This is a genomic window from Streptomyces sp. NPDC031497, from assembly GCF_055580905.1.
The window spans coordinates 266,002-286,544 of the sequence record NZ_JBVIKO010000011.1; the positions used below are offsets into that span (position 1 = coordinate 266,002).

Annotated in this window: 20 protein-coding genes; 18 read left to right on the forward strand and 2 right to left on the reverse strand. The window is 69.0% G+C overall.

Annotation, left to right across the window (positions count from 1 at the left end; all coding sequences use genetic code 11):
- The first annotated feature begins 154 nt into the window (after positions 1-154).
- On the forward strand, positions 155-736 hold the full coding sequence (locus ACZ5K7_RS24405) for a hypothetical protein (RefSeq protein ID WP_468916056.1): 582 nt from the start codon (positions 155-157) through the stop codon (positions 734-736).
- A 46-nt stretch (positions 737-782) separates the two neighbouring features.
- Here the strand turns inward: ACZ5K7_RS24405 and ACZ5K7_RS24410 are convergent, their stop codons facing one another.
- A complete protein-coding gene (locus ACZ5K7_RS24410; protein ID WP_351700267.1) occupies positions 783-1,088 on the reverse strand; it encodes a ferredoxin in 306 nt (101 codons plus the stop codon).
- A 535-nt stretch (positions 1,089-1,623) separates the two neighbouring features.
- On the opposite strand from ACZ5K7_RS24410, the gene arc reads away from it, so the two are divergent.
- The 6 genes from arc to prcA all read left to right on the forward strand — a co-directional run bounded on the left by arc (position 1,624) and on the right by prcA (position 7,842).
- Positions 1,624-3,390 carry a proteasome ATPase gene (arc, locus tag ACZ5K7_RS24415; protein ID WP_351700271.1) on the forward strand — a complete coding sequence of 589 codons (1,767 nt, stop codon included), beginning with the start codon at positions 1,624-1,626 and terminating at the stop codon, positions 3,388-3,390.
- Between the two features lie 244 nt (positions 3,391-3,634).
- A complete protein-coding gene (gene dop / locus ACZ5K7_RS24420) occupies positions 3,635-5,146 on the forward strand; it encodes a depupylase/deamidase Dop (protein ID WP_351700274.1) in 1,512 nt (503 codons plus the stop codon).
- 195 nt (positions 5,147-5,341) lie between these two features.
- The gene (locus ACZ5K7_RS24425; RefSeq protein WP_351700277.1) at positions 5,342-5,560 is read left to right on the forward strand and encodes a ubiquitin-like protein Pup; all 219 of its coding nucleotides are present in this window, start codon (positions 5,342-5,344) and stop codon (positions 5,558-5,560) included.
- Between the two features lie 49 nt (positions 5,561-5,609).
- Complete coding sequence (locus ACZ5K7_RS24430) at positions 5,610-6,215, forward strand: endonuclease VII domain-containing protein (protein ID WP_468916060.1); 606 nt, start codon at positions 5,610-5,612, stop codon at positions 6,213-6,215.
- On the forward strand, positions 6,167-7,012 hold the full coding sequence (gene prcB, locus ACZ5K7_RS24435) for a proteasome subunit beta (protein WP_351700283.1): 846 nt from the start codon (positions 6,167-6,169) through the stop codon (positions 7,010-7,012). The genes ACZ5K7_RS24430 and prcB overlap by 49 nt, the downstream gene beginning before the upstream one ends.
- Positions 7,013-7,083: 71 nt before the next feature.
- Positions 7,084-7,842, forward strand: coding sequence for a proteasome subunit alpha (gene prcA / locus ACZ5K7_RS24440; RefSeq protein WP_351700286.1), 759 nt, complete (start codon positions 7,084-7,086; stop codon positions 7,840-7,842).
- Positions 7,843-7,921: 79 nt separating this feature from the next.
- Here prcA and ACZ5K7_RS24445 read toward each other — a convergent pair whose 3' ends face one another.
- On the reverse strand, positions 7,922-8,938 hold the full coding sequence (locus ACZ5K7_RS24445) for a LacI family DNA-binding transcriptional regulator (RefSeq protein WP_468916062.1): 1,017 nt from the start codon (positions 8,936-8,938) through the stop codon (positions 7,922-7,924).
- A gap of 88 nt (positions 8,939-9,026) precedes the next feature.
- Between ACZ5K7_RS24445 and ACZ5K7_RS24450 the strand changes: the two genes are divergently transcribed.
- From ACZ5K7_RS24450 to ACZ5K7_RS24500, 11 genes are all read left to right on the forward strand, one after another.
- The gene (locus tag ACZ5K7_RS24450; RefSeq protein ID WP_468916064.1) at positions 9,027-10,286 is read left to right on the forward strand and encodes an MFS transporter; all 1,260 of its coding nucleotides are present in this window, start codon (positions 9,027-9,029) and stop codon (positions 10,284-10,286) included.
- A 9-nt stretch (positions 10,287-10,295) separates the two neighbouring features.
- A complete protein-coding gene (gene pafA / locus ACZ5K7_RS24455; protein ID WP_069771814.1) occupies positions 10,296-11,657 on the forward strand; it encodes a Pup--protein ligase in 1,362 nt (453 codons plus the stop codon).
- Positions 11,658-11,761: 104 nt separating this feature from the next.
- Complete coding sequence (locus tag ACZ5K7_RS24460) at positions 11,762-12,763, forward strand: FKBP-type peptidyl-prolyl cis-trans isomerase (RefSeq protein WP_351700297.1); 1,002 nt, start codon at positions 11,762-11,764, stop codon at positions 12,761-12,763.
- 74 nt (positions 12,764-12,837) lie between these two features.
- Positions 12,838-13,209 (forward strand): FKBP-type peptidyl-prolyl cis-trans isomerase, encoded by a 372-nt coding sequence (locus ACZ5K7_RS24465; RefSeq protein WP_351700300.1) that lies wholly within the window; start codon positions 12,838-12,840, stop codon positions 13,207-13,209.
- 206 nt (positions 13,210-13,415) lie between these two features.
- Entirely contained in the window at positions 13,416-14,369 is a 954-nt protein-coding gene (locus ACZ5K7_RS24470; protein WP_351700303.1) for a helix-turn-helix transcriptional regulator, read from the forward strand.
- A 19-nt stretch (positions 14,370-14,388) separates the two neighbouring features.
- Complete coding sequence (locus ACZ5K7_RS24475) at positions 14,389-15,399, forward strand: helix-turn-helix transcriptional regulator (protein WP_351700306.1); 1,011 nt, start codon at positions 14,389-14,391, stop codon at positions 15,397-15,399.
- A gap of 195 nt (positions 15,400-15,594) precedes the next feature.
- The gene (locus ACZ5K7_RS24480; protein WP_351700678.1) at positions 15,595-15,828 is read left to right on the forward strand and encodes a hypothetical protein; all 234 of its coding nucleotides are present in this window, start codon (positions 15,595-15,597) and stop codon (positions 15,826-15,828) included.
- A 10-nt stretch (positions 15,829-15,838) separates the two neighbouring features.
- A complete protein-coding gene (locus tag ACZ5K7_RS24485) occupies positions 15,839-16,033 on the forward strand; it encodes a hypothetical protein (protein ID WP_351700309.1) in 195 nt (64 codons plus the stop codon).
- Positions 16,034-16,293: 260 nt separating this feature from the next.
- Positions 16,294-16,581, forward strand: a complete 288-nt coding sequence (gene tatA / locus ACZ5K7_RS24490; protein WP_468916067.1) for a Sec-independent protein translocase subunit TatA — start codon at positions 16,294-16,296, stop codon at positions 16,579-16,581.
- Between the two features lie 47 nt (positions 16,582-16,628).
- Positions 16,629-17,573, forward strand: a complete 945-nt coding sequence (tatC, locus tag ACZ5K7_RS24495; RefSeq protein ID WP_351700314.1) for a twin-arginine translocase subunit TatC — start codon at positions 16,629-16,631, stop codon at positions 17,571-17,573.
- Between the two features lie 84 nt (positions 17,574-17,657).
- Complete coding sequence (locus tag ACZ5K7_RS24500; protein WP_468916070.1) at positions 17,658-20,510, forward strand: DEAD/DEAH box helicase; 2,853 nt, start codon at positions 17,658-17,660, stop codon at positions 20,508-20,510.
- The last annotated feature ends 33 nt before the right edge of the window (positions 20,511-20,543 follow it).

Genomic DNA, 20,543 nt, shown 5'->3' on the forward strand with positions numbered 1-20,543 from the left:
CGGAAGCCCCGCCGGAGCTGGGGCGGAAGCCCTTCCGGCTGCCGCGGGAGCCGGCTGCCGACGGAAGCACACCCCGCCGTTCCCCACCCACTGTGACGTGTGGCACTATGCAGGCCATCCCCCACCGGCACAGGCCTCACAGGAGACAGTCCTAGTGCAGCAATCCGTGGTCCCGGAGCTCGCTCACACCGACCCCCGCCCCATGCACTGGCTCGCCACCGCCACTGCTGTGACCGGCGTCATCGCGCTGTCATCCCTCTTCCAGCCGGGCGCGGCCAAGGCCGCCCAGCCCACGGCCGGCACCGAGGCGAAGCCCACTCCCGCGGCCACCGCGCCGCCCAGCGTCACCGGCGTGGACTTCCCCCTCGACTGCGGCCCCGTGAAGGAGACGGTCGTCAAGAAAGCCACCGGCGACCTCGACGGCGACGGCAGACCGGAAACCGTGGCGGTGGTCCACTGCGACTCGGCCATGGGCACCCCGCCCGACGGCGTCTACGTCCTCACCCAGGGCGCCGACGCCACCCGCCCCCGCGTCGTCGCCACCCTCGTCGACCCCAAGGACCGCCTCACGGTCACCGACTTCACCGTCGCCGCCGGAGCGGTCACCACGACCATGCTCGGCTATTCCTCGGACAATGTGCCCAGTTGCTGCCCGGACGTGAAGACCCGCGCCACCTGGCGCTGGGACGGCCACACGTTCGTCCGCTCCACCCCCGCGGCCGCCCACAGCGTCTGACCGCCACACCCGCACGACCCACAGGCCACGCGGGGTGGCCGGAAAGTCACTCCGCGTCCGGCCCGTACACCTCGACCCGGTCCGTGACCCGGCGCACATGAATGCACTCGCCCGGACACTCCCGCGCCGAATCCACCACATCCGTCAGCAGCGGCAACGGCACCGGCACCGTCGCCCCCTTCGCCTGCAGCAGCTCGTCGTCCACGCCCTTCACATAGGCCAGGCCGTCGATGTCCAGCTCGAACACCTCCGGGGCGTACTGGGCACAGATCCCGTCACCCGTACACAGATCCTGGTCGATCCAGACCTCAAGCGCCTCCGCGCCGGCCAGGGCCTCCTGCTGCACGCTCATCTCTCCTGCCGTCGAAAGCGCCGGACGGCCGGACCCGGCGGTCACCCGGTCCCGCCCCGGCGGGTGTTGAACTCCTTCGACCCTACCCCCGCCCGAACCACCCCCGGCCGTGCCCTCCGCCGCGCACCCACCCGCGCCCGGCGGGCCCTCGGACCCGCGCACACGGCGCACCGGCCGCGCCGGAGGACGGCGCTCGGCCACCGGATCGATCGACTTGAGCCAACCCGCAACCCGCGTCCGCGATCACCCACGCCACCCGACCGGTTGCTCTGTGTAAGGAAGCCCTCACCGGGGCACAACCCCTGAACCGGCATCGGAGCGGACAACTCCGGCCAGTCACGAAGGATTTTGACCGCTCCCGGCCTGGAACACGCAGCTTCTGAATCGCGTTGAGTGGGTATCCACCGGGCACGAGGGAGAAGCGATGGGTGACCGACGACACACCTTGACAGTCTTTGTGATCTAGGGGTTTCAATCGACACCCACCCAGGTAGGGTCTGGAAGCGTCCAGCTCCCCTTGGAGGAGGTGAGGACCGTGGCAGCCCACGACGACGACATGAACCGCGGCATCCGCCCGGGACGAGGGTCCGACGACCCCGCCGGACAGATTGCCTACCTTGAGCAGGAGATCGCCGTCCTGCGACGCAAGCTCGCCGACTCTCCGCGACACACGAGGATTCTCGAAGAGCGGATCGTCGAGCTGCAGACGAACCTGGCCGGCGTGTCCGCCCAGAACGAACGACTCGCGAACACACTCCGCGAGGCCCGCGACCAGATCGTGGCCCTCAAGGAGGAAGTCGACCGGCTCGCACAGCCGCCGGCCGGCTTCGGTGTCTTCCTCACAGCGAACGAGGACGGCACCGCCGACATCTTCACCGGCGGCCGCAAACTGCGGGTGAACGTCAGCCCAAGCGTTGACCTGGACGAGCTCAGGCGCGGCCAGGAAGTCATGCTCAACGAAGCGCTCAACGTGGTCGAGGCCATGGAGTACGAGCGCGTCGGCGACATCGTCACCCTCAAGGAGATCCTCGAGGACGGCGAACGCGCCCTGGTACTGGGGCACACCGACGAGGAGCGGGTGGTGCGGCTCGCCGAGCCGCTGCTGGACGTGAACATCCGCCCCGGCGACGCCCTGCTGCTCGAACCCCGCTCCGGCTACGTCTACGAGATCGTGCCCAAGAGCGAGGTCGAGGAACTCGTCCTCGAAGAGGTCCCCGACATCGGCTACGAGCAGATCGGTGGTCTCGGCGGCCAGATCGAGGCCATCCGCGACGCGGTCGAGCTGCCGTACCTCTACCCGGACCTGTTCAAGGAGCACGAACTGCGCCCGCCCAAGGGCGTCCTGCTCTACGGACCCCCCGGATGCGGCAAGACGCTCATCGCCAAGGCCGTCGCCAACTCACTCGCCAAGAAGGTCGCCGAGGTCACCGGCCAGGCCGCCGGCAAGAGCTTCTTCCTCAACATCAAGGGCCCCGAGCTCCTGAACAAGTACGTCGGCGAGACCGAGCGGCAGATCCGCCTCGTCTTCCAGCGTGCCCGGGAGAAGGCCAGTGAGGGCACCCCCGTCATCGTCTTCTTCGACGAGATGGAGTCCCTCTTCCGCACCCGCGGCTCCGGCGTCAGCTCGGACGTGGAGAACACCATCGTCCCCCAGCTGCTCGCCGAGATCGACGGTGTCGAAGGCCTGCAGAACGTGGTCGTCATCGGCGCCTCCAACCGCGAGGACATGATCGACCCCGCCATCCTCCGCCCCGGCCGCCTCGATGTGAAGATCAAGATCGAGCGCCCGGACGCCGAGGCAGCCAAGGACATCTTCGGCAAATACCTCACCGAACGCCTCCCGCTGCACTCCGACGACGTCGGCGAGCACGGCGGCAGCAAGGCCACCACCGTCGCCAGCATGATCCAGACGGCCGTGGAACACATGTACGCCGAATCCGAGGAAAACCGCTTCCTGGAAGTCACCTACGCCAACGGCGACAAGGAAGTCCTCTACTTCAAGGACTTCAACTCCGGCGCAATGATCGAAAACATCGTCGGACGCGCCAAGAAGATGGCGATCAAGGACTTCCTGGAGCACAGCCAGAAGGGCCTCCGCGTCTCCCACCTCCTCCAGGCCTGCGTGGACGAGTTCAAGGAGAACGAGGACCTGCCCAACACCACCAACCCCGACGACTGGGCCCGAATCTCCGGAAAGAAGGGCGAACGGATCGTCTACATCCGTACCCTCATCACCGGAAAGCAGGGCGCCGACACCGGGCGCTCCATCGACACGGTGGCGAACACCGGGCAGTACCTGTAACACACAGGGCGGCTGCGGGTGCCCCCACCGGGTACCCGCAGCCGACTGTTTTTCCGGCCAAAACCGGAACCGAGGCGAGCAAGGCAATGACGCAAATGATCTCCCCACCAGCGCAAAGGCGTTCTAGGCTCTTTCCTACCGCCGAGTCGCGCAGTGCGGGGACGGGCACCGCACACGCACCGGAGCGCCAGCGGTACGCGAGCGGAGCCCACGACCGAGGGCTCCGCCGGGCAAGGAGGGCCGCATGACCGTACGGCGAGTAATGGGCATCGAGACGGAGTACGGGATCTCCGTCCCCGGCCACCCCAATGCCAATGCCATGCTCACCTCATCCCAGATCGTCAACGCCTACGCGGCGGCGATGCACCGGGCCCGCCGCGCCCGCTGGGACTTCGAGGAGGAGAACCCGCTGCGGGACGCCCGAGGATTCGACCTCGCCCGCGAGGCCGCCGACGCCAGCCAGCTCACCGACGAGGACATCGGCCTCGCCAACGTCATCCTCACCAACGGCGCCCGCCTCTACGTGGACCACGCCCACCCGGAGTACAGCTCCCCCGAGGTCACCAACCCCCGCGACGCCGTCCTCTGGGACAAGGCCGGCGAACGCATCATGGCCGAGGCCGCCGAACGAGCCGCCCAGCTCCCCGGCGCCCAGCCCATCCACCTCTACAAGAACAACACCGACAACAAGGGCGCCTCCTACGGCACGCACGAGAACTACCTGATGAAGCGGGAAACCCCCTTCTCCGACATCGTGCGCCACCTCACCCCCTTCTTCGTCTCCCGCCAGGTCGTCACCGGCGCAGGCCGCGTAGGCATCGGCCAGGACGGCCACGAGCACGGCTTCCAGCTCAGCCAGCGCGCCGACTACTTCGAGGTCGAGGTCGGCCTGGAGACCACCCTCAAGCGCCCCATCATCAACACCCGCGACGAGCCGCACGCGGACGCCGAGAAATACCGCCGGCTGCACGTGATCATCGGCGACGCGAACCTGTCGGAGATCTCGACCTACCTCAAGCTCGGGACCACGGCCCTGGTCCTCTCGATGATCGAGGACGGCTTCATCGCGGTCGACCTCGCCGTCGACCAGCCCGTACGCACCCTCCACCAGGTCTCCCACGACCCCGGCCTCAAGCGCCTCGTCACGCTCCGCAGCGGCCGCACACTCACCGCCGTCCAGCTCCAGATGGAGTACTACGAGCTCTCCCGCAAATACGTCGAGGAGCGCTACGGCTCCGACGCCGACGAACAGACCCGGGACGTCCTGCAGCGCTGGGAGGACACCCTCAACCGCCTGGAGAACGACCCCATGAGTCTCTCCGGCGAACTCGACTGGGTGGCCAAGAAGGAGCTCATGGAGAGCTACCGGCGCCGCGACGACCTCGACTGGGACGCCGCCAAGCTCCACCTCCTCGACCTCCAGTACGCCGACGTACGGGCCGAGAAGGGCCTCTACAACCGCCTCGCGGCCCGCGGGCGCATCAAACGGCTGCTCACCGAGACCGACGTCGACAGGGCCCGCACGAACCCGCCGGAGGACACCCGCGCGTACTTCCGCGGCCGCTGCCTGGAGCAGTACGCCGACGACGTCGCCGCCGCCAGCTGGGACTCGGTCATCTTCGACCTCCCGGGCCGGGACAGCCTCCAGCGGGTCCCAACCCTGGAACCGCTACGCGGAACGCGAAATCACGTCAAGGAGCTCCTGGACCGCTGCCGCACCGCAGAAGACCTGGTCAGGGTCCTCTCCGGCGGCTGAACCAGCACCCGGACCGTACCGGGCGACCGGGGTCAAAACCCCGCCGCCCGGGAATCATCGAGGTGGCCCCCGTACGTTGGAGAAACTGCGGGGCCGATGTCGGACCCGGCTTGTAGGGTCTGATCACCACCGATCGGCAGGAATGCCGACCTGTCGACCATGTCGGGCGAACGCGAACTGAGCGGGGTGAGGGTTATGGCAACCAAGGACACCGGCGGCGGACAGCAGAAGGCCACACGTTCCACCGAGGAGGCCGAGGAGCAGACGCAGGAAGCGCAGGCGTCGGAGGACCTCAAGGAGCGCCACGAGAAGCTGAGCGATGACGTGGACTCGGTCCTCGATGAAATCGATGACGTACTCGAGGAGAACGCCGAGGATTTCGTTCGGTCCTTCGTGCAAAAAGGTGGAGAGTAGAGGCGAGCTGGCTGCTTTCCCTTCGAAGTGAAGGTTCTGGGGGGAGCGGGTGGCTGAGGAGCCGAACTCGAAGCAATGCCGGAAATGCGGGCGGGATCTGCCTCTCGCGGCGTTCGCTCGGGACAAGAGTCGGCGTGATGGCCTCCAGGTGCACTGCCGGGAGTGCGTGGCGGAATACAGTGCCGCGCACTATCGGCGGCGCCGGGAGGCTGTGGGAAAGACTGTCCGGGAGAGAGCGGACGTCCCGGTCGGCCACAAGCTCTGCCGGACGTGCGGTGAGGCCAAGCCTCACAGTGAATGGCATCGAAACGCGACGGCTTCCGATGGGCTGTCGACTCGCTGTAAGGCGTGCCGATCCGCGATCGGGCGGCAGGACCATCTCAAGCGCCAGTACGGCATTACCGGAGCCGAACGCGAGGAGTTGATCGCCTCTCAAGGAGGCGTCTGCTGTATATGTCTGTCGGCTCCGCCCGCACATGTGGATCACTGCCATGAGACGGGTAGGGTCCGTGGCGTACTGTGCTTCAGCTGCAATGCCGCGCTGGGGCAGTTCAAGGATCAGCCCGAGGCCATAAGGCGGGCTGCAGCATACGTGGAAGGAAACGCGTGGAAGCCAACACTCGTAGCACCGGGCGTCTACCAGCTGCCTTCCTGACGCCTGGGTCCTCTTCGTTCATGGACTTTCTCGGTGACCACCAGCCGGAGTTGCTGCCCGGCAAGCGGCAGTTGCCGCCCACGCAGGGGGTGATCGAGGCGCCGCACGGGACGACGATCGTGGCGGTGACCTTCCCCGGGGGCGTGGTGCTCGCCGGTGACCGTCGGGCCACGATGGGGAACGTGATCGCCCAGCGCGACATCGAGAAGGTGTTCCCGGCCGACGAGTACTCGGCGGTCGGCATCGCCGGCACCGCCGGCCTCGCCGTGGAGATGGTCAAGCTCTTCCAGCTGGAGCTGGAGCACTTCGAGAAGGTCGAGGGTGCGCAGCTGTCGCTGGAGGGCAAGGCGAACCGGCTGTCGACGATGATCCGGTCCAACCTCGGCATGGCCATGCAGGGCTTGGCGGTCGTGCCGCTGTTCGCCGGGTTCGACGTGGACCGGGGCAAGGGGCGGATCTTCTCGTACGACGTCACGGGCGGCCGTTCCGAGGAGCACAACTTCTCGGCGACGGGTTCCGGCTCGGTCTTCGCGCGCGGGGCCATGAAGAAGCTGTTCCGTGAGGACCTGAGCGAGGAGCAGGCGACCACACTGGTGGTGCAGGCTCTGTACGACGCGGCCGACGACGATTCGGCGACCGGTGGTCCCGATGTCGCCCGCCGGATCTACCCGATCATCACCGTGATCACCGAGGACGGGTTCCGCCGGCTCACCGATGAGGAGTCCTCCGGGCTCGCCCGGGCGGTGCTGGCGCGCCGTCTGGAGGAGCCGGACGGTCCGCGCGCGGCGCTGCTCTGAGGCGCCGGGCGCTTGTTGTGAAGGTGATCCCAGTGACTTCGACGGAACCCTAAGGAAGGGGACGGATACCGGTGTCGACGCCGTTCTATGTCTCACCTCAGCAGGCCATGGCGGACCGTGCGGAGTACGCCCGGAAGGGCATCGCGCGCGGTCGGAGTCTGGTGGTGCTCCAGTACGCCGACGGCATCGTGTTCGTCGGTGAGAACCCGTCCCGTGCGCTGCACAAGTTCAGCGAGATCTATGACCGGATCGGTTTCGCGGCCGCCGGGAAGTACAACGAGTACGAGAATCTGCGGATCGGTGGTGTGCGCTACGCCGACCTGCGGGGTTACACCTATGACCGTGACGATGTGACGGCGCGTGGTCTTGCCAACGTGTATGCGCAGACGCTGGGCACGATCTTCTCCAGTGCGGCCGAGAAGCCGTACGAGGTGGAGTTGGTGGTCGCGGAGGTCGGGGAGACCCCGGAGGGTGACCAGATCTATCGGCTGCCGCACGACGGGTCGATCGTCGATGAGCACGGTTCGGTGGCGGTCGGTGGCAATGCGGAGCAGATCAGCAGTTATCTGGACCGGGAGCACCGGGACGGTATGACTCTGGGGGAGGCTCTGAAGCTGGCGGTGACGGCTCTGTCGCGGGAGTCGAACGGCACGCAGCGGGAGATTCCGGCGGAGCGTCTGGAGGTTGCGCTGCTGGACCGTACGCGTCCGCAGAAGCGCAAGTTCAGGCGTATCGGCGGCCCGCAGCTGTCCCGGTTGCTGGAGTCGGAGGGTGCGGCCACGGCTGCGGCCACCGACGAGGCGGAGGAGTCCGGCGGAGACGTCGAGTAGCTCCCGCTGCACCTGCTCTGTGCGCCCCGTCCGGTGAGTCGTCCGGGCGGGGCGCGGGTGTGTGTGCGGCCAGGTGCGGCTAGGGCTGCGGTGGGGGCGCTGTGGAGCCTCGTACGACCAGCTCGACGGGGATGTCCCGGCCTTCCGGTGCGCGGCCTTCCAGGACGGCCAGGAGGGCGTGCATGCCGCGTTCGCCGAAGAGTTCGGCGTCCAGTCGTACGGTCGTGAGTTCGGGGTCGATGGCGGTGGCGAGGGCGAGGTCGTCGAGGCCGGTGACGGAGATGTCGTCGGGGATGCGCAGGCCGTGGCGGCGCAGGGCTTTGTAGGCGCCGGCGGCGAGTTTGTCGTCGTCGCAGACGAGGGCGGTGGGGTGGGGGCCGGGTGCGGCGAGGGCGGCTTCGGTGGCTGCGTGGGCGCCTTCGATGGAGATCGGGGCGTGGACGGTGCGTACCGAGGTGCCGGGCACCTCGGCGGTGCGTGCGGCCAGCTCGCGGGCGCGTACCTCGAAGGTCCAGGAGGGGACGTCGGCGGCCAGGTGGAGGAAGCGGCGGTGGCCGAGGTCGAGCAGGTGTTCGGTGACCTGGCGTACGCCGTCGGCGATGTCCAGGTTCACCGTGGCGACTCCGAGGCTGCCGTCGGGGTCGCTGTCGAGCATCACGAGGGGGAGCTGGTCGCCGCGGATGGCGGTGAGGGCGTCGGCGGCCATGGAGGAGGCGATGACGCCGTCGAGGGCGGCCTGGGCGGAGGCGAAGGGGTCGCGGGCCGGGCCGATGCCTTCGGGGGAGGGGTAGAGGACGACGCCGAAGCCGTGGTCGGCGGCGACGCGGGCGGCGCCGGTGTAGACGCCGGCGAAGAACTCGGTGGTGAGGGCGGGGACGACGAGGAGGACGGTGCGGGTGTGGCCGAGGCGGAGGTTGCGGGCGGCGAGGTTGGGGCGGTAGCCGAGGTCGCGGGCGGCTTCCCGGACGCGTTCGGCGGTGGCCTCGGAGACGCGGCCGCGCCATTTGTCGCCGAGGACGAGTGACACGGCGGCCTGGGAGACGCCGGCGGCCTGGGCGACGTCGCGGCTCGTGGGGCGCGTGCTGCTGCGTGCCACCGGGTGCGGGCTCCTTCGTCTGGACGTGTGAACTGCGCACATGGTACGTATGGGAGTCGGGGTTATACGTAAAACTTGGAGGCGGTTCATGGCCGCGGGATACCTGGAGATCCTCAGGGCGAGGCACGCGGTCCGCCTGCTGACGGGCACCTTGGTGGGTCGGCTGCCGAACGCCACGGCCGCGATCGCGATCGTGCTGTTCGTGCGCACGGAGGGCGGTACGTACAGCCTGGCGGGGGCGCTCGCGGCCGTGTACGGGGTCGCCAACGCGGTGGGCCAGCCGGTGCTGGGCCGGTTGGTGGATGTGCACGGGCAGCCTCGGGTCCAGCTGCCCGCGGCTGTCGCGTCGGCCCTCGCCATGGCCGGTTTCGCCTTCGCCGGCACCGATCCGCTGCCGCTCGCCTACGGGTGCGTGGCAGCGGCGGGGTTGTTCACGCCGCCCCTGGAGGGGGGTCTGCGCGCGCTGTGGCCGAGTGTGCTCGGCAAGGAGGACCAGGTGCACACGGCGTACGCGATGGACGCGGTGGCGCAGGAAGTCATGTTCACGGTGGGGCCGTTGCTGGTGACGTTGTGCGTGTCGCTGTGGTCGGCGCAGGCGGCGCTGCTGGTGGTGAACGCGCTGGGCGTGCTGGGGGCGCTTTCCGTGGTCCTCTCGCCGCCTTCGCGCGCGTGGCGTTCGGCGCCGCGTGCGGCGCACTGGCTGGGTGCGCTGCGGTCGTCGGGGCTGGTGGCGCTGCTGGGCGCGTTCCTGTTCGTCGGGATCGCGATGGGTTCCATCACGGTGGCGTCGGTGCCGTACGCGGACGGACACGGTGGTGACGGGGTGTACGGCTGGATGATGGCGGGGCTTGGGCTGGGGGCGCTGCTCGGCGGCTCGGTGTACGGGGCGCGGCTCTGGCGGGGGGAGCCGGCGGTGCGACTGCGGGTGCTGGTGGCGCTTCTGGCGGTGTGTTATCTGCCATTGATGGTGATGCCGGGTGCGGTGGCCATGGTGTTGCTCACCGTGCTGGCGGGGGTGTTCCTGGCACCGGCGATCGCATGTGCGTTCGTACTGGTGGACCGGCATGCGCCGACCGGGACGGTCACCGAGGCTTTCTCCTGGCTTGTGACGACGTTCACAGTGGGCGCGTCGGTGGGAACGGGCCTGGCGGGCCCGGTCGTCGAGGCGGGCGGGGCGCTGTGGGGCTTCGCGGTGCCGGGTGCGGCGGGGGGCGTGTCGTTGCTGGTCCTGGTGGTCACGCGGCGGGTCCTCGCAGTTCCCGGTGGGGGCGCGGTGGTTGCGGCTTCATCGGAAACTGATCCAAATCGTGCTGTCGAACCCCGTTTCAGCTCAGGGGATCGGGCGTAATGTTCAGTCATGGACCGCCGCATTTTCGGGCTGGAGAACGAGTACGGCGTCACGTGCACGTTCAGGGGACAGCGCCGCCTGTCGCCTGACGAGGTGGCGCGGTACCTCTTCCGCCGTGTCGTGTCATGGGGCCGTAGCAGCAATGTCTTTCTTCGAAACGGCGCCCGGCTCTATCTCGACGTGGGCTCACATCCGGAATACGCGACACCCGAATGTGACAATGTGACCGAACTGGTCACCCACGACAAGGCCGGCGAGCGCATTCTCGAAGGACTGTTGGTGGACGCCGAACGACGCCTGCACGAGGAAGGAATCGCGGGCGACGTCTACCTCTTCAAGAACAACACGGACTCGGCGGGCAACTCCTACGGTTGCCACGAGAACTATCTGGTGGCGCGGCACGGGGAGTTCTCCCGGCTCGCGGACATCCTCATTCCGTTCCTGGTCACCCGGCAGCTGCTGTGCGGCGCCGGCAAGGTGCTGCAGACGCCGCGCGGTGCGGTGTACTGCGTGAGCCAGCGGGCGGAGCACATCTGGGAGGGCGTCTCCTCGGCGACGACCCGCTCCCGGCCGATCATCAACACGCGCGACGAGCCGCACGCGGACGCCGAGCGCTACCGCCGGCTGCATGTCATCGTCGGCGACTCGAACATGTCCGAGACGACCATGCTGCTCAAGGTCGGTGCCACCGACCTGGTGCTGCGCATGATCGAGGCGGGCACGGTGATGCGGGACCTGACCCTGGAGAACCCGATCCGGGCGATCCGCGAGGTCAGCCATGACATCACGGGCCGGCGCAAGGTGCGCCTGGCCAGTGGCCGTGAGGCCTCCGCCCTGGAGGTGCAGCGGGAGTACTACGAGAAGGCCGTGGACTTCGTCGAGCGTCGCGGTATCCGTACCGGCACGGTCGACCAGGTGCTGGAGCTGTGGGGCCGGACCCTGGACGCGATCGAGGCCGAGGATCTGGACCGGATCGGCACCGAGATCGACTGGGTGATGAAGTACCAGCTCATCGAGCGGTACCGGGCCAAGCACAACATGACCATGTCCCATCCGCGGGTGGCGCAGATAGACCTCGCTTATCACGACATTCACCGTCGTCGGGGTCTGTATTACCTGCTGGAGAGGAAGGGTCAAGCCGCGCGGATCTGCAATGACTTGAAGATCTTCGAGGGCAAGTCGGTACCGCCGCAGACGACTCGGGCGCGCCTGCGCGGTGACTTCATCCGGCGGGCTCAGGAGCAGCGCCGGGACTTCACGGTCGACTGGGTGCATCTGAAGCTCAATGACCAGGCACAGCGAACGGTGTTGTGCAAGGACCCGTTCCGTTCGGTCGACGACCGGGTGGAGAAGCTCATCGCCGGTATGTGAGCGAACGCCACACGGGCGCCGTACGTTTACCGTACGGCGCCCGTGTCACGTCGTAGAGTTGCGCGCACGCATCCGCAAGATCGATCGATTATGAGGCTGTTTCCGTGCGCCGACGCTCCCTTCTCCTTGCCGCCGTACCCGCAGGACTGGTCACGCTTGCCGCGTGCGGCGACGACAAGTCCGCTTCCAGCAAGGCCAGCGCGGCGCCGTCGGGTTCCGCCTCCTCGGTGCCGCCGCCGAAGATCGTGGACGGGCCGTTGCCGGCGATCACGGCGGGGACGAAGTTCGACGAGAAGCCGACGGTGGCCAAGGGTTCCGGGGATCCGTCGAAGGACCTGGCGGTCAAGACGGTGATCGCGGGCGGCGGCAAGGCGGTCGCGGAGAACGACTTCATCCAGGCCAACTACCTCGGGCAGATCTGGTCCACGGCGAAGGTCTTCGACCAGTCGTACGACCGTACTCCGCTGCTCATGCAGCTTGCCCAGGGCAGCATCATCGACGGCTGGCGGTACGGGCTGGCCGGGAAGAAGGTCGGCAGCCGGGTGCTGATGGCCGTGCCGCCGACCTGGGGTTACGGCACGGCGGGCAACTCGCAGGCGGGGATCAAGGGCACGGACACGCTGGTGTTCGTGGTGGATGTGCTGAACTCGTTCAACTCCAAGAGCTCCAGCACCGGCAAGGAGGTCGCGCAGAGCGACTCCGCGCTGCCCAAGGTCGGCACCAACACCGACGGGAAGGCTCCGTCGATCGACATTCCCAAGGCCGACCCGCCGAAGGCGCTGGTGTCGAACTACGTCCTGGAGGGCGACGGCGCGGAGGTGAAGGCGTCGCAGACGGTGCTCTGCCAGTTCAAGGGCGAGGTCTGGGACAGCGGCAAGGTCTTCGAGCAGACCTATGACAGCGGGCGGCTGGCCCAGTTCGCGATCACGCAGATGCAGGAGGTCCTCAAGGGGCTGGCGCAGGGCATCACCGGGAAGAAGGTGGGCAGCCGGCTGCTGATCGTCGTACCGCCGAACCTGGCCTATGGGAACAACCCGCCGAGCGGTGGTGTGGTGAAGAAGGGTTCGACCCTGGTGTTCTCGGTGGACATCCTGGCGGCGATGTAGTCGCGCGGGCGGGAACCGGGCGGGGATGAAAGACTGTCCCGGTTCCGTGTCGTACACAAGCAGGAGCGAGAGACGTGAGCATCGACAAGCCCGAGATCGACTTCCCGGGCGGCGAGCCCCCGGCCGACCTGGAGATCAAGGACATCTGGGAGGGCGACGGCGAGGTGGCCACGGCCGGCCAGACCGTCACCGTGCATTACGTGGGTGTCGCGTTCAGCACGGGCGAGGAGTTCGACGCCAGCTGGAACCGTGGTACGCCGTTCCGGTTCCCGCTGGGCGGGGGCCGTGTCATCAAGGGCTGGGACCAGGGTGTGGAGGGCATGAAGGTCGGCGGCCGCCGCCAGCTGACCATCCCGGCCCACCTCGCCTACGGCAACCAGAGCCCGAGCCCGCTGATCCAGCCCGGCGAGACGCTGATCTTCGTCGTGGACCTGCTCGGGGTCTGAGCCCCGTGCCTGGTCGGCGCCGTTCCGGCGCTGATCGCTCTGGTCGGATACCGGCTGGACGAGGGCCCGTGCCGTGTGCGCGGGCCCTCGGTGTTTGTCGTGTCCTGTCCGTTTCGGACCTCGTTGTTTGTACTGGCTTTTGCCGTGCCACTCCGGAGCGGTACGGTCATCGGTCAGAAGCACCATAGGGAAGGCGAAGGGCGTCGATGGCCATTGCCAAGGCCGAGCGGCTGATGAACCTGGCGCTGTGTCTGCTGGGAACGCGACGGCCGCTCAGCAAGCGCGAGCTGCGGGAATCCATCGAGGCCTACCTCGAAGCCGGGTCCGACGACTCCTTCAACCGGATGTTCGAGCGGGACAAGGACGATCTGCGCGAGCTCGGACTGGTGATCGAGACCGTCGAGAACCTGGACGGCGAGGTCGGCTATCTGGCGCGCCGCGACAGCAACAGCCTGCCCGCGATCACGCTGGACGCCGAGGAGGCCGCCGCCCTGGGGCTGGCCGCCAAGGTCTGGCAGCAGGCCCGGCTGGCCGGCGCGGCCAGCGGCGCCCTGCAGAAGCTGCGCGCCGCCGGGCTGCCCGAGGACGTCGACCCGTACGAGGCGCACGGCGCCCTGGAGCCGCGCATCCCGGTGCACGAGGCCGCCTTCGAGCCGCTGATGCTGGCCTGCCGCGACCGCCGCCCGGTCGTCTTCGACTACCGCAAGGCCACCGCCGCCCGCCCCGAGCCCCGGCACGTGGAGCCGTGGGCCCTGGAGTGCTGGCGCGGCCACTGGTACCTGGCGGGCTGGGACCGGGACCGGGGTGCCGAGCGGGTGTTCCGGCTGTCCCGGATCACCGGCCGGGTGCGCTCCCGGGGCACCCGTTTCACCGTGCCCGTCCCGGACGTGGTCACCGTCCGGGAGACCGTCGCGAGCTGGGCCGGGGAGATCGCCGACCGGTCGGCGCTGATCCGGCTGCGCTCGGGCGCCGGCTACCCCCTGCGGGCGAAGGCCAGGACGGTCCGGGAACTCGGCGACGGCTGGGACGAGTTGGAGATTCCGTACGGGCACGGTCTGGACGCCTGGCTGGTGGAGTTCGGGCCGGACGTGGTGGTCCTGGAGCCGGCCGAGCTGCGCGCGGACGTGGTGGACCGGCTGCGTGCCGTGGCCAAGGGCTGAGGGGGAGCGGAGCAAGACAGTGGCAGGCAAACCGGTCAGGCCCGTGAACGCCATCGACCAGACCCGGCGGATGCTCTCCCTGGTGACCTATCTGCGCGAGCGCCCCGGCGCCCGGATCGCGGACGTGGCCCGGGCCTTCGGCATCACCGAGGACGAGCTGGTCTCCGACCTGGACGTGCTGCCCATGTGCGGCACCAGCTTCCGGGGCGGCGATCTGCTGGACATCGACACCGACGGCGAGCGCATCTGGTGGCACAACGCCGCCGCGCTCGGCGAGGAGGCCGCCGAGCCGCTGCGGCTGGCCGCCGACGAGGCGACCGCGCTGCTGGTGGCCGCCCGTGCCGTGTCCACGCTGCCCGGACTGCGCGAGGGCGACCGGCAGGCGCTGCTGCGCGCCACCGCCAAGGTGGAGACCGCGGCCGGCGAGGCGGGTGACGCCAGCGCCCGGCTGTCGGTGACCTTCGAGTCCGAGGGCGGGGTCTTCGCCGACGTCGACCGGGCGATCTCCGAGCGCCGCCGGCTGTGGATCCGCTACTACTCGCCGGCCCGGGACGAGGTCACCGAGCGCGAGATCGACCCCATCCGCCTGGTCAGCGTCGGCCACACCTACGTGGAGGCCTGGTGCCGCCGCTCCGAGGCCCGGCGCACCTTCCGCCTCGACCGCGTCGCCGAGATCAAGATCCTCGACGAGCCGTCCGCGCCCCCCGAGATCGAGCTGCGCGACCTGTCCGAGGCCCTGGTGCAGCCCGCCGCCGAGGACCCCGAGGTGGTCGTCGAGGTCGGCCCGGCCGGCCGCTGGGTCGCCGAGTACTACCCGCACGACAGCGCGGATGAGCTTCCCGACGGCGGGCTGCGTATTACCCTGCGCACCCCCGATCCGGCCTCCCTGCGCCGACTGGCACTCAGGCTCGGCGGCGACGGCCGGATCGTGTCGCCGCCCGAGCTGGCCGACAGCGCCCGCCAAGCGGCCCGCGAGGCCCTGGCGGCGTACGACCGTGCCGGGCACGGCGATGCGGAAGGGCATGAGTGAGCCGGAGGAGCGCGCCGGTGTCGAGGGGGTGACCGCGCAAAGGCCCGCAGGGTTGAGCACGGTCACCCCCTCGACGTCGGCCGAGGTGCTCCGGAGGCGAACGACCAAGAAGGAGGGGCGAGGGATTTGAACGAGTCTTCGGGTTCCGGTGTCGCAGGCGCGAGGGACGTGACGGTCGCCGCCGCGTTCGCCGGGATGAGAAGAGTGGTCCCCGTGGTGTTCAAGGCCGGCTGCCCGGACTGCCGGGGCAGTTTCGAGCTCACCGCGGGCGCCCTGCGGCTGGCCATCGGGGCCACCAGCAAGACCACGTTCTACTCCTTCACCTGCCCCGACTGCGGCGTCCTGGTCCGCAAGCCCGCGGGCGAGCGGATCATCGAGCTGCTGACCGGCGGCGGGGTCAGGACCCTGCGGCTGCACCCCACCGTCTAGGCTCACCCGCATGTTCTGGCCGATGTTCGCGGTAGCTGTGGGTTTCGTGGGTCTCGCCGTGCTCGGCGTGCTCGCCGTACGGGTCTTCCTGGCGGCGCGACTGCTGGGAGCGCAGGTCACGGACTCGGCGCGGCGCATCAACCGGGCCGCCGAGGACCTGGAGCGGGCGGCGGCGAGCGCCGCGCGGACTGTGGACACCCTCTGAGACCTGCTGTGGAACCGATGTGAGTAGTGCGCCATAAGCGCTTTGCGTCACTTCGCCCCTGTCACGGCGCCCACCCCGGCGGGTACGCTGCTGATCGCGGCGCGGAGAACGAGGCCCGTACCGCGGACCGGGCGTACGCACAGGGATTGCCTCGCGTTTACCCCTGAGCGTTACGATCGCTGTCAGCGCGATTACTCGGACGCATGTCCGACCGATCGGACAGCACCCCACCCAGCCGCCTCGGTGAGAAGGTAAAACTTATGTTCGGAAGGCTCGGAGCTCCCGAGATCATTCTCATCCTTGTCGTCGTCATCCTGCTGTTCGGCGCGAAGAAGCTTCCGGACATGGCTCGCTCGCTCGGCAAGTCCGCGCGCATCCTCAAGAGCGAAGCCAAGGCGATGAAGGAAGACGGCAGCAGCACCTCCTCCTCCGCCCAGGCGCCCGCCTCCGGCGATCAGGCCCAGGCCCAGCGCACCATCCAGGCGGCCCCCGGCGACGTGACCAGCTCCCGCCCGGTCAACGAGCCGTCGGACACCACCCAGCGCTGACGCAAGGCCGGTGACCCCCGGCCTGCCGCACGAGATGAGGACGTGGGTTGCCCAAGTCTGCCCGCAAAGAGGAGAGGGATCCCGAGGGGCGGATGCCTCTCGGAGATCACCTTCGTGAGCTCCGCAACCGGCTCGCGAAGGCCATGCTGGCCATCGTCATCGTGACGGTGGTCGCCGCCTTCTTCTACAACGACATCATCAACTTCCTCACCAAGCCGGTCCTCGACTCGGTCGGCTGTGAGCAGGCGTTCGGGGAACTGGCCCGGGCCAAGTCCGACTCCCACCCCTGCGCGCAGATCACCATCAACGGCCTGCTCGCGCCCTTCACGCTGGCCCTCCAGGTCTCGCTGATGGCGGGTGTGGTCTTCGCCTCGCCGGTCTGGCTGTACCAGCTGTGGGCCTTCGTCGCGCCCGGTCTGCACCGGCACGAGAAGAAGTACGCTTACGCGTTCGTCGCCACCGGCGTCCCGCTCTTCTTCGGCGGCGCGTTCTTCGCGTACAAGGTCCTGCCGACCACCGCGAAGGTGCTCCTCCAGTTCACCCCGCACAGCGTGAGCAACCTGCTGCCGCTGGACGACCTGCTCCAGTTGGTCACCCGCATGGTGATCGTCTTCGGGCTCTCCTTCGAGCTGCCGCTGCTGCTGGTCATGCTCAATCTCACCGGCATCGTCACCGGCCGGCGGATGCTCGGCTGGTGGCGGGCGATGATCCTCGGGATCACGGTCTTCGCCGCCGTCGCCACCCCGAGCACCGACCCGCTCTCCATGCTGGCGCTCGCCGGGCCGATCTGGGTGCTGTACTTCGGAGCGGTCCTCTTCTCCCTGGTCAACGACCGCCGCAGGCGCCGCCGGGAGGCCGAGGGCCCCGACGACGACGAGGCCTCCGACCTCGACCTCACGCCCGACGACATCGGCGAGATCGAGACCGTCTCGGCCAGCCGCGCGCTGCCCGAGACCCCGGAGCGGGTCAACGGCTACGACGACGTGACCTGACCGGGTCCGTACCGGCCATCGAGAGGTGCCCGCGCCCCACGGCGCGGGCACCTCTTTGTCGTCCGTAGTCCCATGTTCCGGATAATGATCGTCCTGTTGTCAGTGGGGACCGGTACGCTCGAAAGCACGATGACAGAGGACCTCTCACCGGCCGAGCGGTATGCGGCGGCCCGCAGGCGGGCCGCCGAGCAGGCCACCGCGCTCGCGTCTTTCCGCGAGATGTACGCATTCGGCCTCGACCCCTTCCAGATCGAGGCCTGCCAGGCGCTCGAAGCCGGGAAGGGTGTACTGGTGGCCGCCCCCACCGGCTCCGGCAAGACGATCGTCGGCGAGTTCGCCGTCCACCTCGCCCTGGAGCAGGGCAAGAAGTGCTTCTACACGACACCCATCAAGGCGCTGTCGAACCAGAAGTACGCCGACCTGTGCCGCCGCTACGGCGCGGACAAGGTCGGTCTGCTCACCGGCGACAACAGCGTCAACTCCGACGCCCCCGTGGTCGTGATGACCACCGAGGTGCTGCGGAACATGCTGTACGCGGGCTCCCAGACCCTGCTCGGCCTCGGCTATGTGGTCATGGACGAGGTGCACTACCTCTCCGACCGCTTCCGCGGCGCCGTCTGGGAAGAGGTGATCATCCACCTGCCGGAGTCCGTGACCCTGGTGTCCCTGTCGGCCACCGTGTCCAACGCCGAGGAGTTCGGCGACTGGCTCGACACTGTCCGCGGCGACACCGAGGTCATCGTCTCCGAACACCGTCCCGTCCCGCTGTTCCAGCACGTGCTCGCCGGGCGCCGGATGTACGACCTGTTCGAGGAGGGCGAGGGCCAGAAGAAGGCCGTCAACCCCGACCTCACCCGGCTGGCCCGGATGGAGGCGAGCAGACCCTCCTACCAGGACCGCAGGCGCGGGCGTGCCATGCGCGAGGCCGACCGGGAGCGGGAGCGCCGGCAGCGGTCCAGGGTGTGGACACCGGGCCGCCCGGAGGTCATCGAACGGCTCGACTCCGAGGGCCTGCTGCCCGCCATCACCTTCATCTTCAGCCGCGCCGCCTGCGAAGCCGCCGTCCAGCAGTGCCTGCACGCCGGCCTCCGGCTCAACGACGACGAAGCACGCGAACAGGTGCGCGCCCTCGTCGAGGAGCGCACCTCGTCGATCCCGCGCGAGGACCTGCACGTCCTCGGCTACTACGAGTGGCTGGAGGGCCTGGAGCGCGGCATCGCCGCCCACCACGCCGGCATGCTCCCGACCTTCAAGGAAGTCGTCGAGGAACTCTTCGTACGCGGCCTGGTCAAGGCCGTGTTCGCCACCGAGACCCTGGCGCTCGGCATCAACATGCCCGCACGCTCGGTGGTGTTGGAGAAGCTCGTCAAGTGGAACGGCGAGCAGCACGCCGACATCACCCCCGGCGAGTACACCCAGCTGACCGGCCGTGCGGGCCGGCGCGGCATCGACATCGAGGGCCATGCCGTGGTGCTGTGGCAGCGGGGGTTCAGCCCCGAGCACCTCGCGGGGCTCGCCGGCACCCGCACCTATCCGCTGCGCTCCAGCTTCAAGCCGTCGTACAACATGGCGGTCAACCTGGTCGAGCAGTTCGGCCGGCACCGGTCGCGGGAACTTCTCGAGACCTCGTTCGCGCAGTTCCAGGCCGACAAGTCGGTCGTCGGGATCTCCCGTCAGGTGCAGCGCAACGAGGAAGGACTCGAAGGCTACAAGGAGTCCATGACCTGCCACCTCGGCGACTTCGAGGAGTACGCGCGACTGCGGCGCGAACTGAAGGACCGGGAGACCGAACTCGTCCGGCAGGGCGCCGTCGAGCGGCGCGCCGAGGCGGCGGTGGCGCTGGAGAAACTCAAGCCGGGCGACGTCATCCACGTGCCGACCGGGAAGTACGCGGGGCTCGCACTGGTCCTTGACCCCGGGCTGCCCGCCGGGCGGTCCAACGGCCATCGTGGCTTCGAGCAGCACGACGGGCCGCGGCCGCTGGTGCTGACCGCCGAACGGCAGGTCAAGCGGCTGGCGTCGATGGACTTCCCGGTGCCGGTGGAGGCGCTGGAGCGGATGCGGATCCCCAAGTCCTTCAACCCCCGCTCCCCGCAGTCCCGTCGCGACCTCGCGTCCGCGCTGCGCACCAAGGCCGGGCACATTCCGCCGGAGCGGGCCCGCAAGAAGCGGTCGCAGGCCGCCGACGACCGCGAGATCGCACGGCTGCGGACCGCGATCCGGGCGCACCCCTGCCATGGTTGCAACGACCGGGAGGACCACGCCCGTTGGGCCGAGCGGTACCACCGGCTGATGCGGGACACCTCGCAGCTGGAGCGGCGGATCGAGGGCCGGACCAACACCATCGCGCGCACCTTCGACCGGATCGTGGCGCTGCTCACCGAGCTGGACTACCTGCGCGGCGACGAGGTCACCGAACACGGCAAGCGGCTGGCCCGGCTGTACGGCGAACTCGACCTGCTCGCCAGCGAATGCCTGCGGGCCGGGGTCTGGGAGGGTCTCAGCCCCGCCGAACTGGCCGCGTGTGTTTCGGCGTTGGTGTACGAGGCGCGCGTCGGGGACGACGCGATGGCCCCGAAGGTGCCCTCCGGGAACGCCAAGGCCGCGCTCGGCGAGATGGTGCGGATCTGGGGGCGGCTGGACGCGCTGGAGGAGGAGTTCCGGATCACCCAGACCGAGGGCGTCGGGCAGCGGGAACCGGACCTCGGCTTCGCCTGGGCCGTGTACATGTGGGCGTCGGGGACGGGGCTGGACGAGGTGCTGCGGGAGGCGGAGATGCCGGCCGGGGACTTCGTGCGGTGGTGCAAGCAGGTGATCGACGTGCTCGGGCAGATCGCGGCGGCGGCTCCGGTGGAGGGGTCGACCGTGTCGAAGACCGCGCGGAAGGCGGTTGATCTGGTGCTGCGGGGGGTTGTGGCCTACTCGTCCGTGGGGTGAGTTCCGTCCGGCGGGCGCGGGTTGTGCGTGGCT

Coding starts and splice junctions, on each gene's coding strand:
- ACZ5K7_RS24410 (WP_351700267.1), bottom strand. CDS start 1,088: ATGAGCGTGCAGCAGGAGGCCCTGGCCGGCGCGGAGGCGCTTGAGGTC.
- dop (WP_351700274.1), top strand. CDS start 3,635: ATGACCGTACGGCGAGTAATGGGCATCGAGACGGAGTACGGGATCTCC.
- ACZ5K7_RS24425 (WP_351700277.1), top strand. CDS start 5,342: ATGGCAACCAAGGACACCGGCGGCGGACAGCAGAAGGCCACACGTTCC.
- ACZ5K7_RS24450 (WP_468916064.1), top strand. CDS start 9,027: ATGGCCGCGGGATACCTGGAGATCCTCAGGGCGAGGCACGCGGTCCGC.
- pafA (WP_069771814.1), top strand. CDS start 10,296: ATGGACCGCCGCATTTTCGGGCTGGAGAACGAGTACGGCGTCACGTGC.
- ACZ5K7_RS24470 (WP_351700303.1), top strand. CDS start 13,416: ATGGCCATTGCCAAGGCCGAGCGGCTGATGAACCTGGCGCTGTGTCTG.
- ACZ5K7_RS24480 (WP_351700678.1), top strand. CDS start 15,595: ATGAGAAGAGTGGTCCCCGTGGTGTTCAAGGCCGGCTGCCCGGACTGC.
- ACZ5K7_RS24485 (WP_351700309.1), top strand. CDS start 15,839: ATGTTCTGGCCGATGTTCGCGGTAGCTGTGGGTTTCGTGGGTCTCGCC.
- tatA (WP_468916067.1), top strand. CDS start 16,294: ATGTTCGGAAGGCTCGGAGCTCCCGAGATCATTCTCATCCTTGTCGTC.
- ACZ5K7_RS24500 (WP_468916070.1), top strand. CDS start 17,658: ATGATCGTCCTGTTGTCAGTGGGGACCGGTACGCTCGAAAGCACGATG.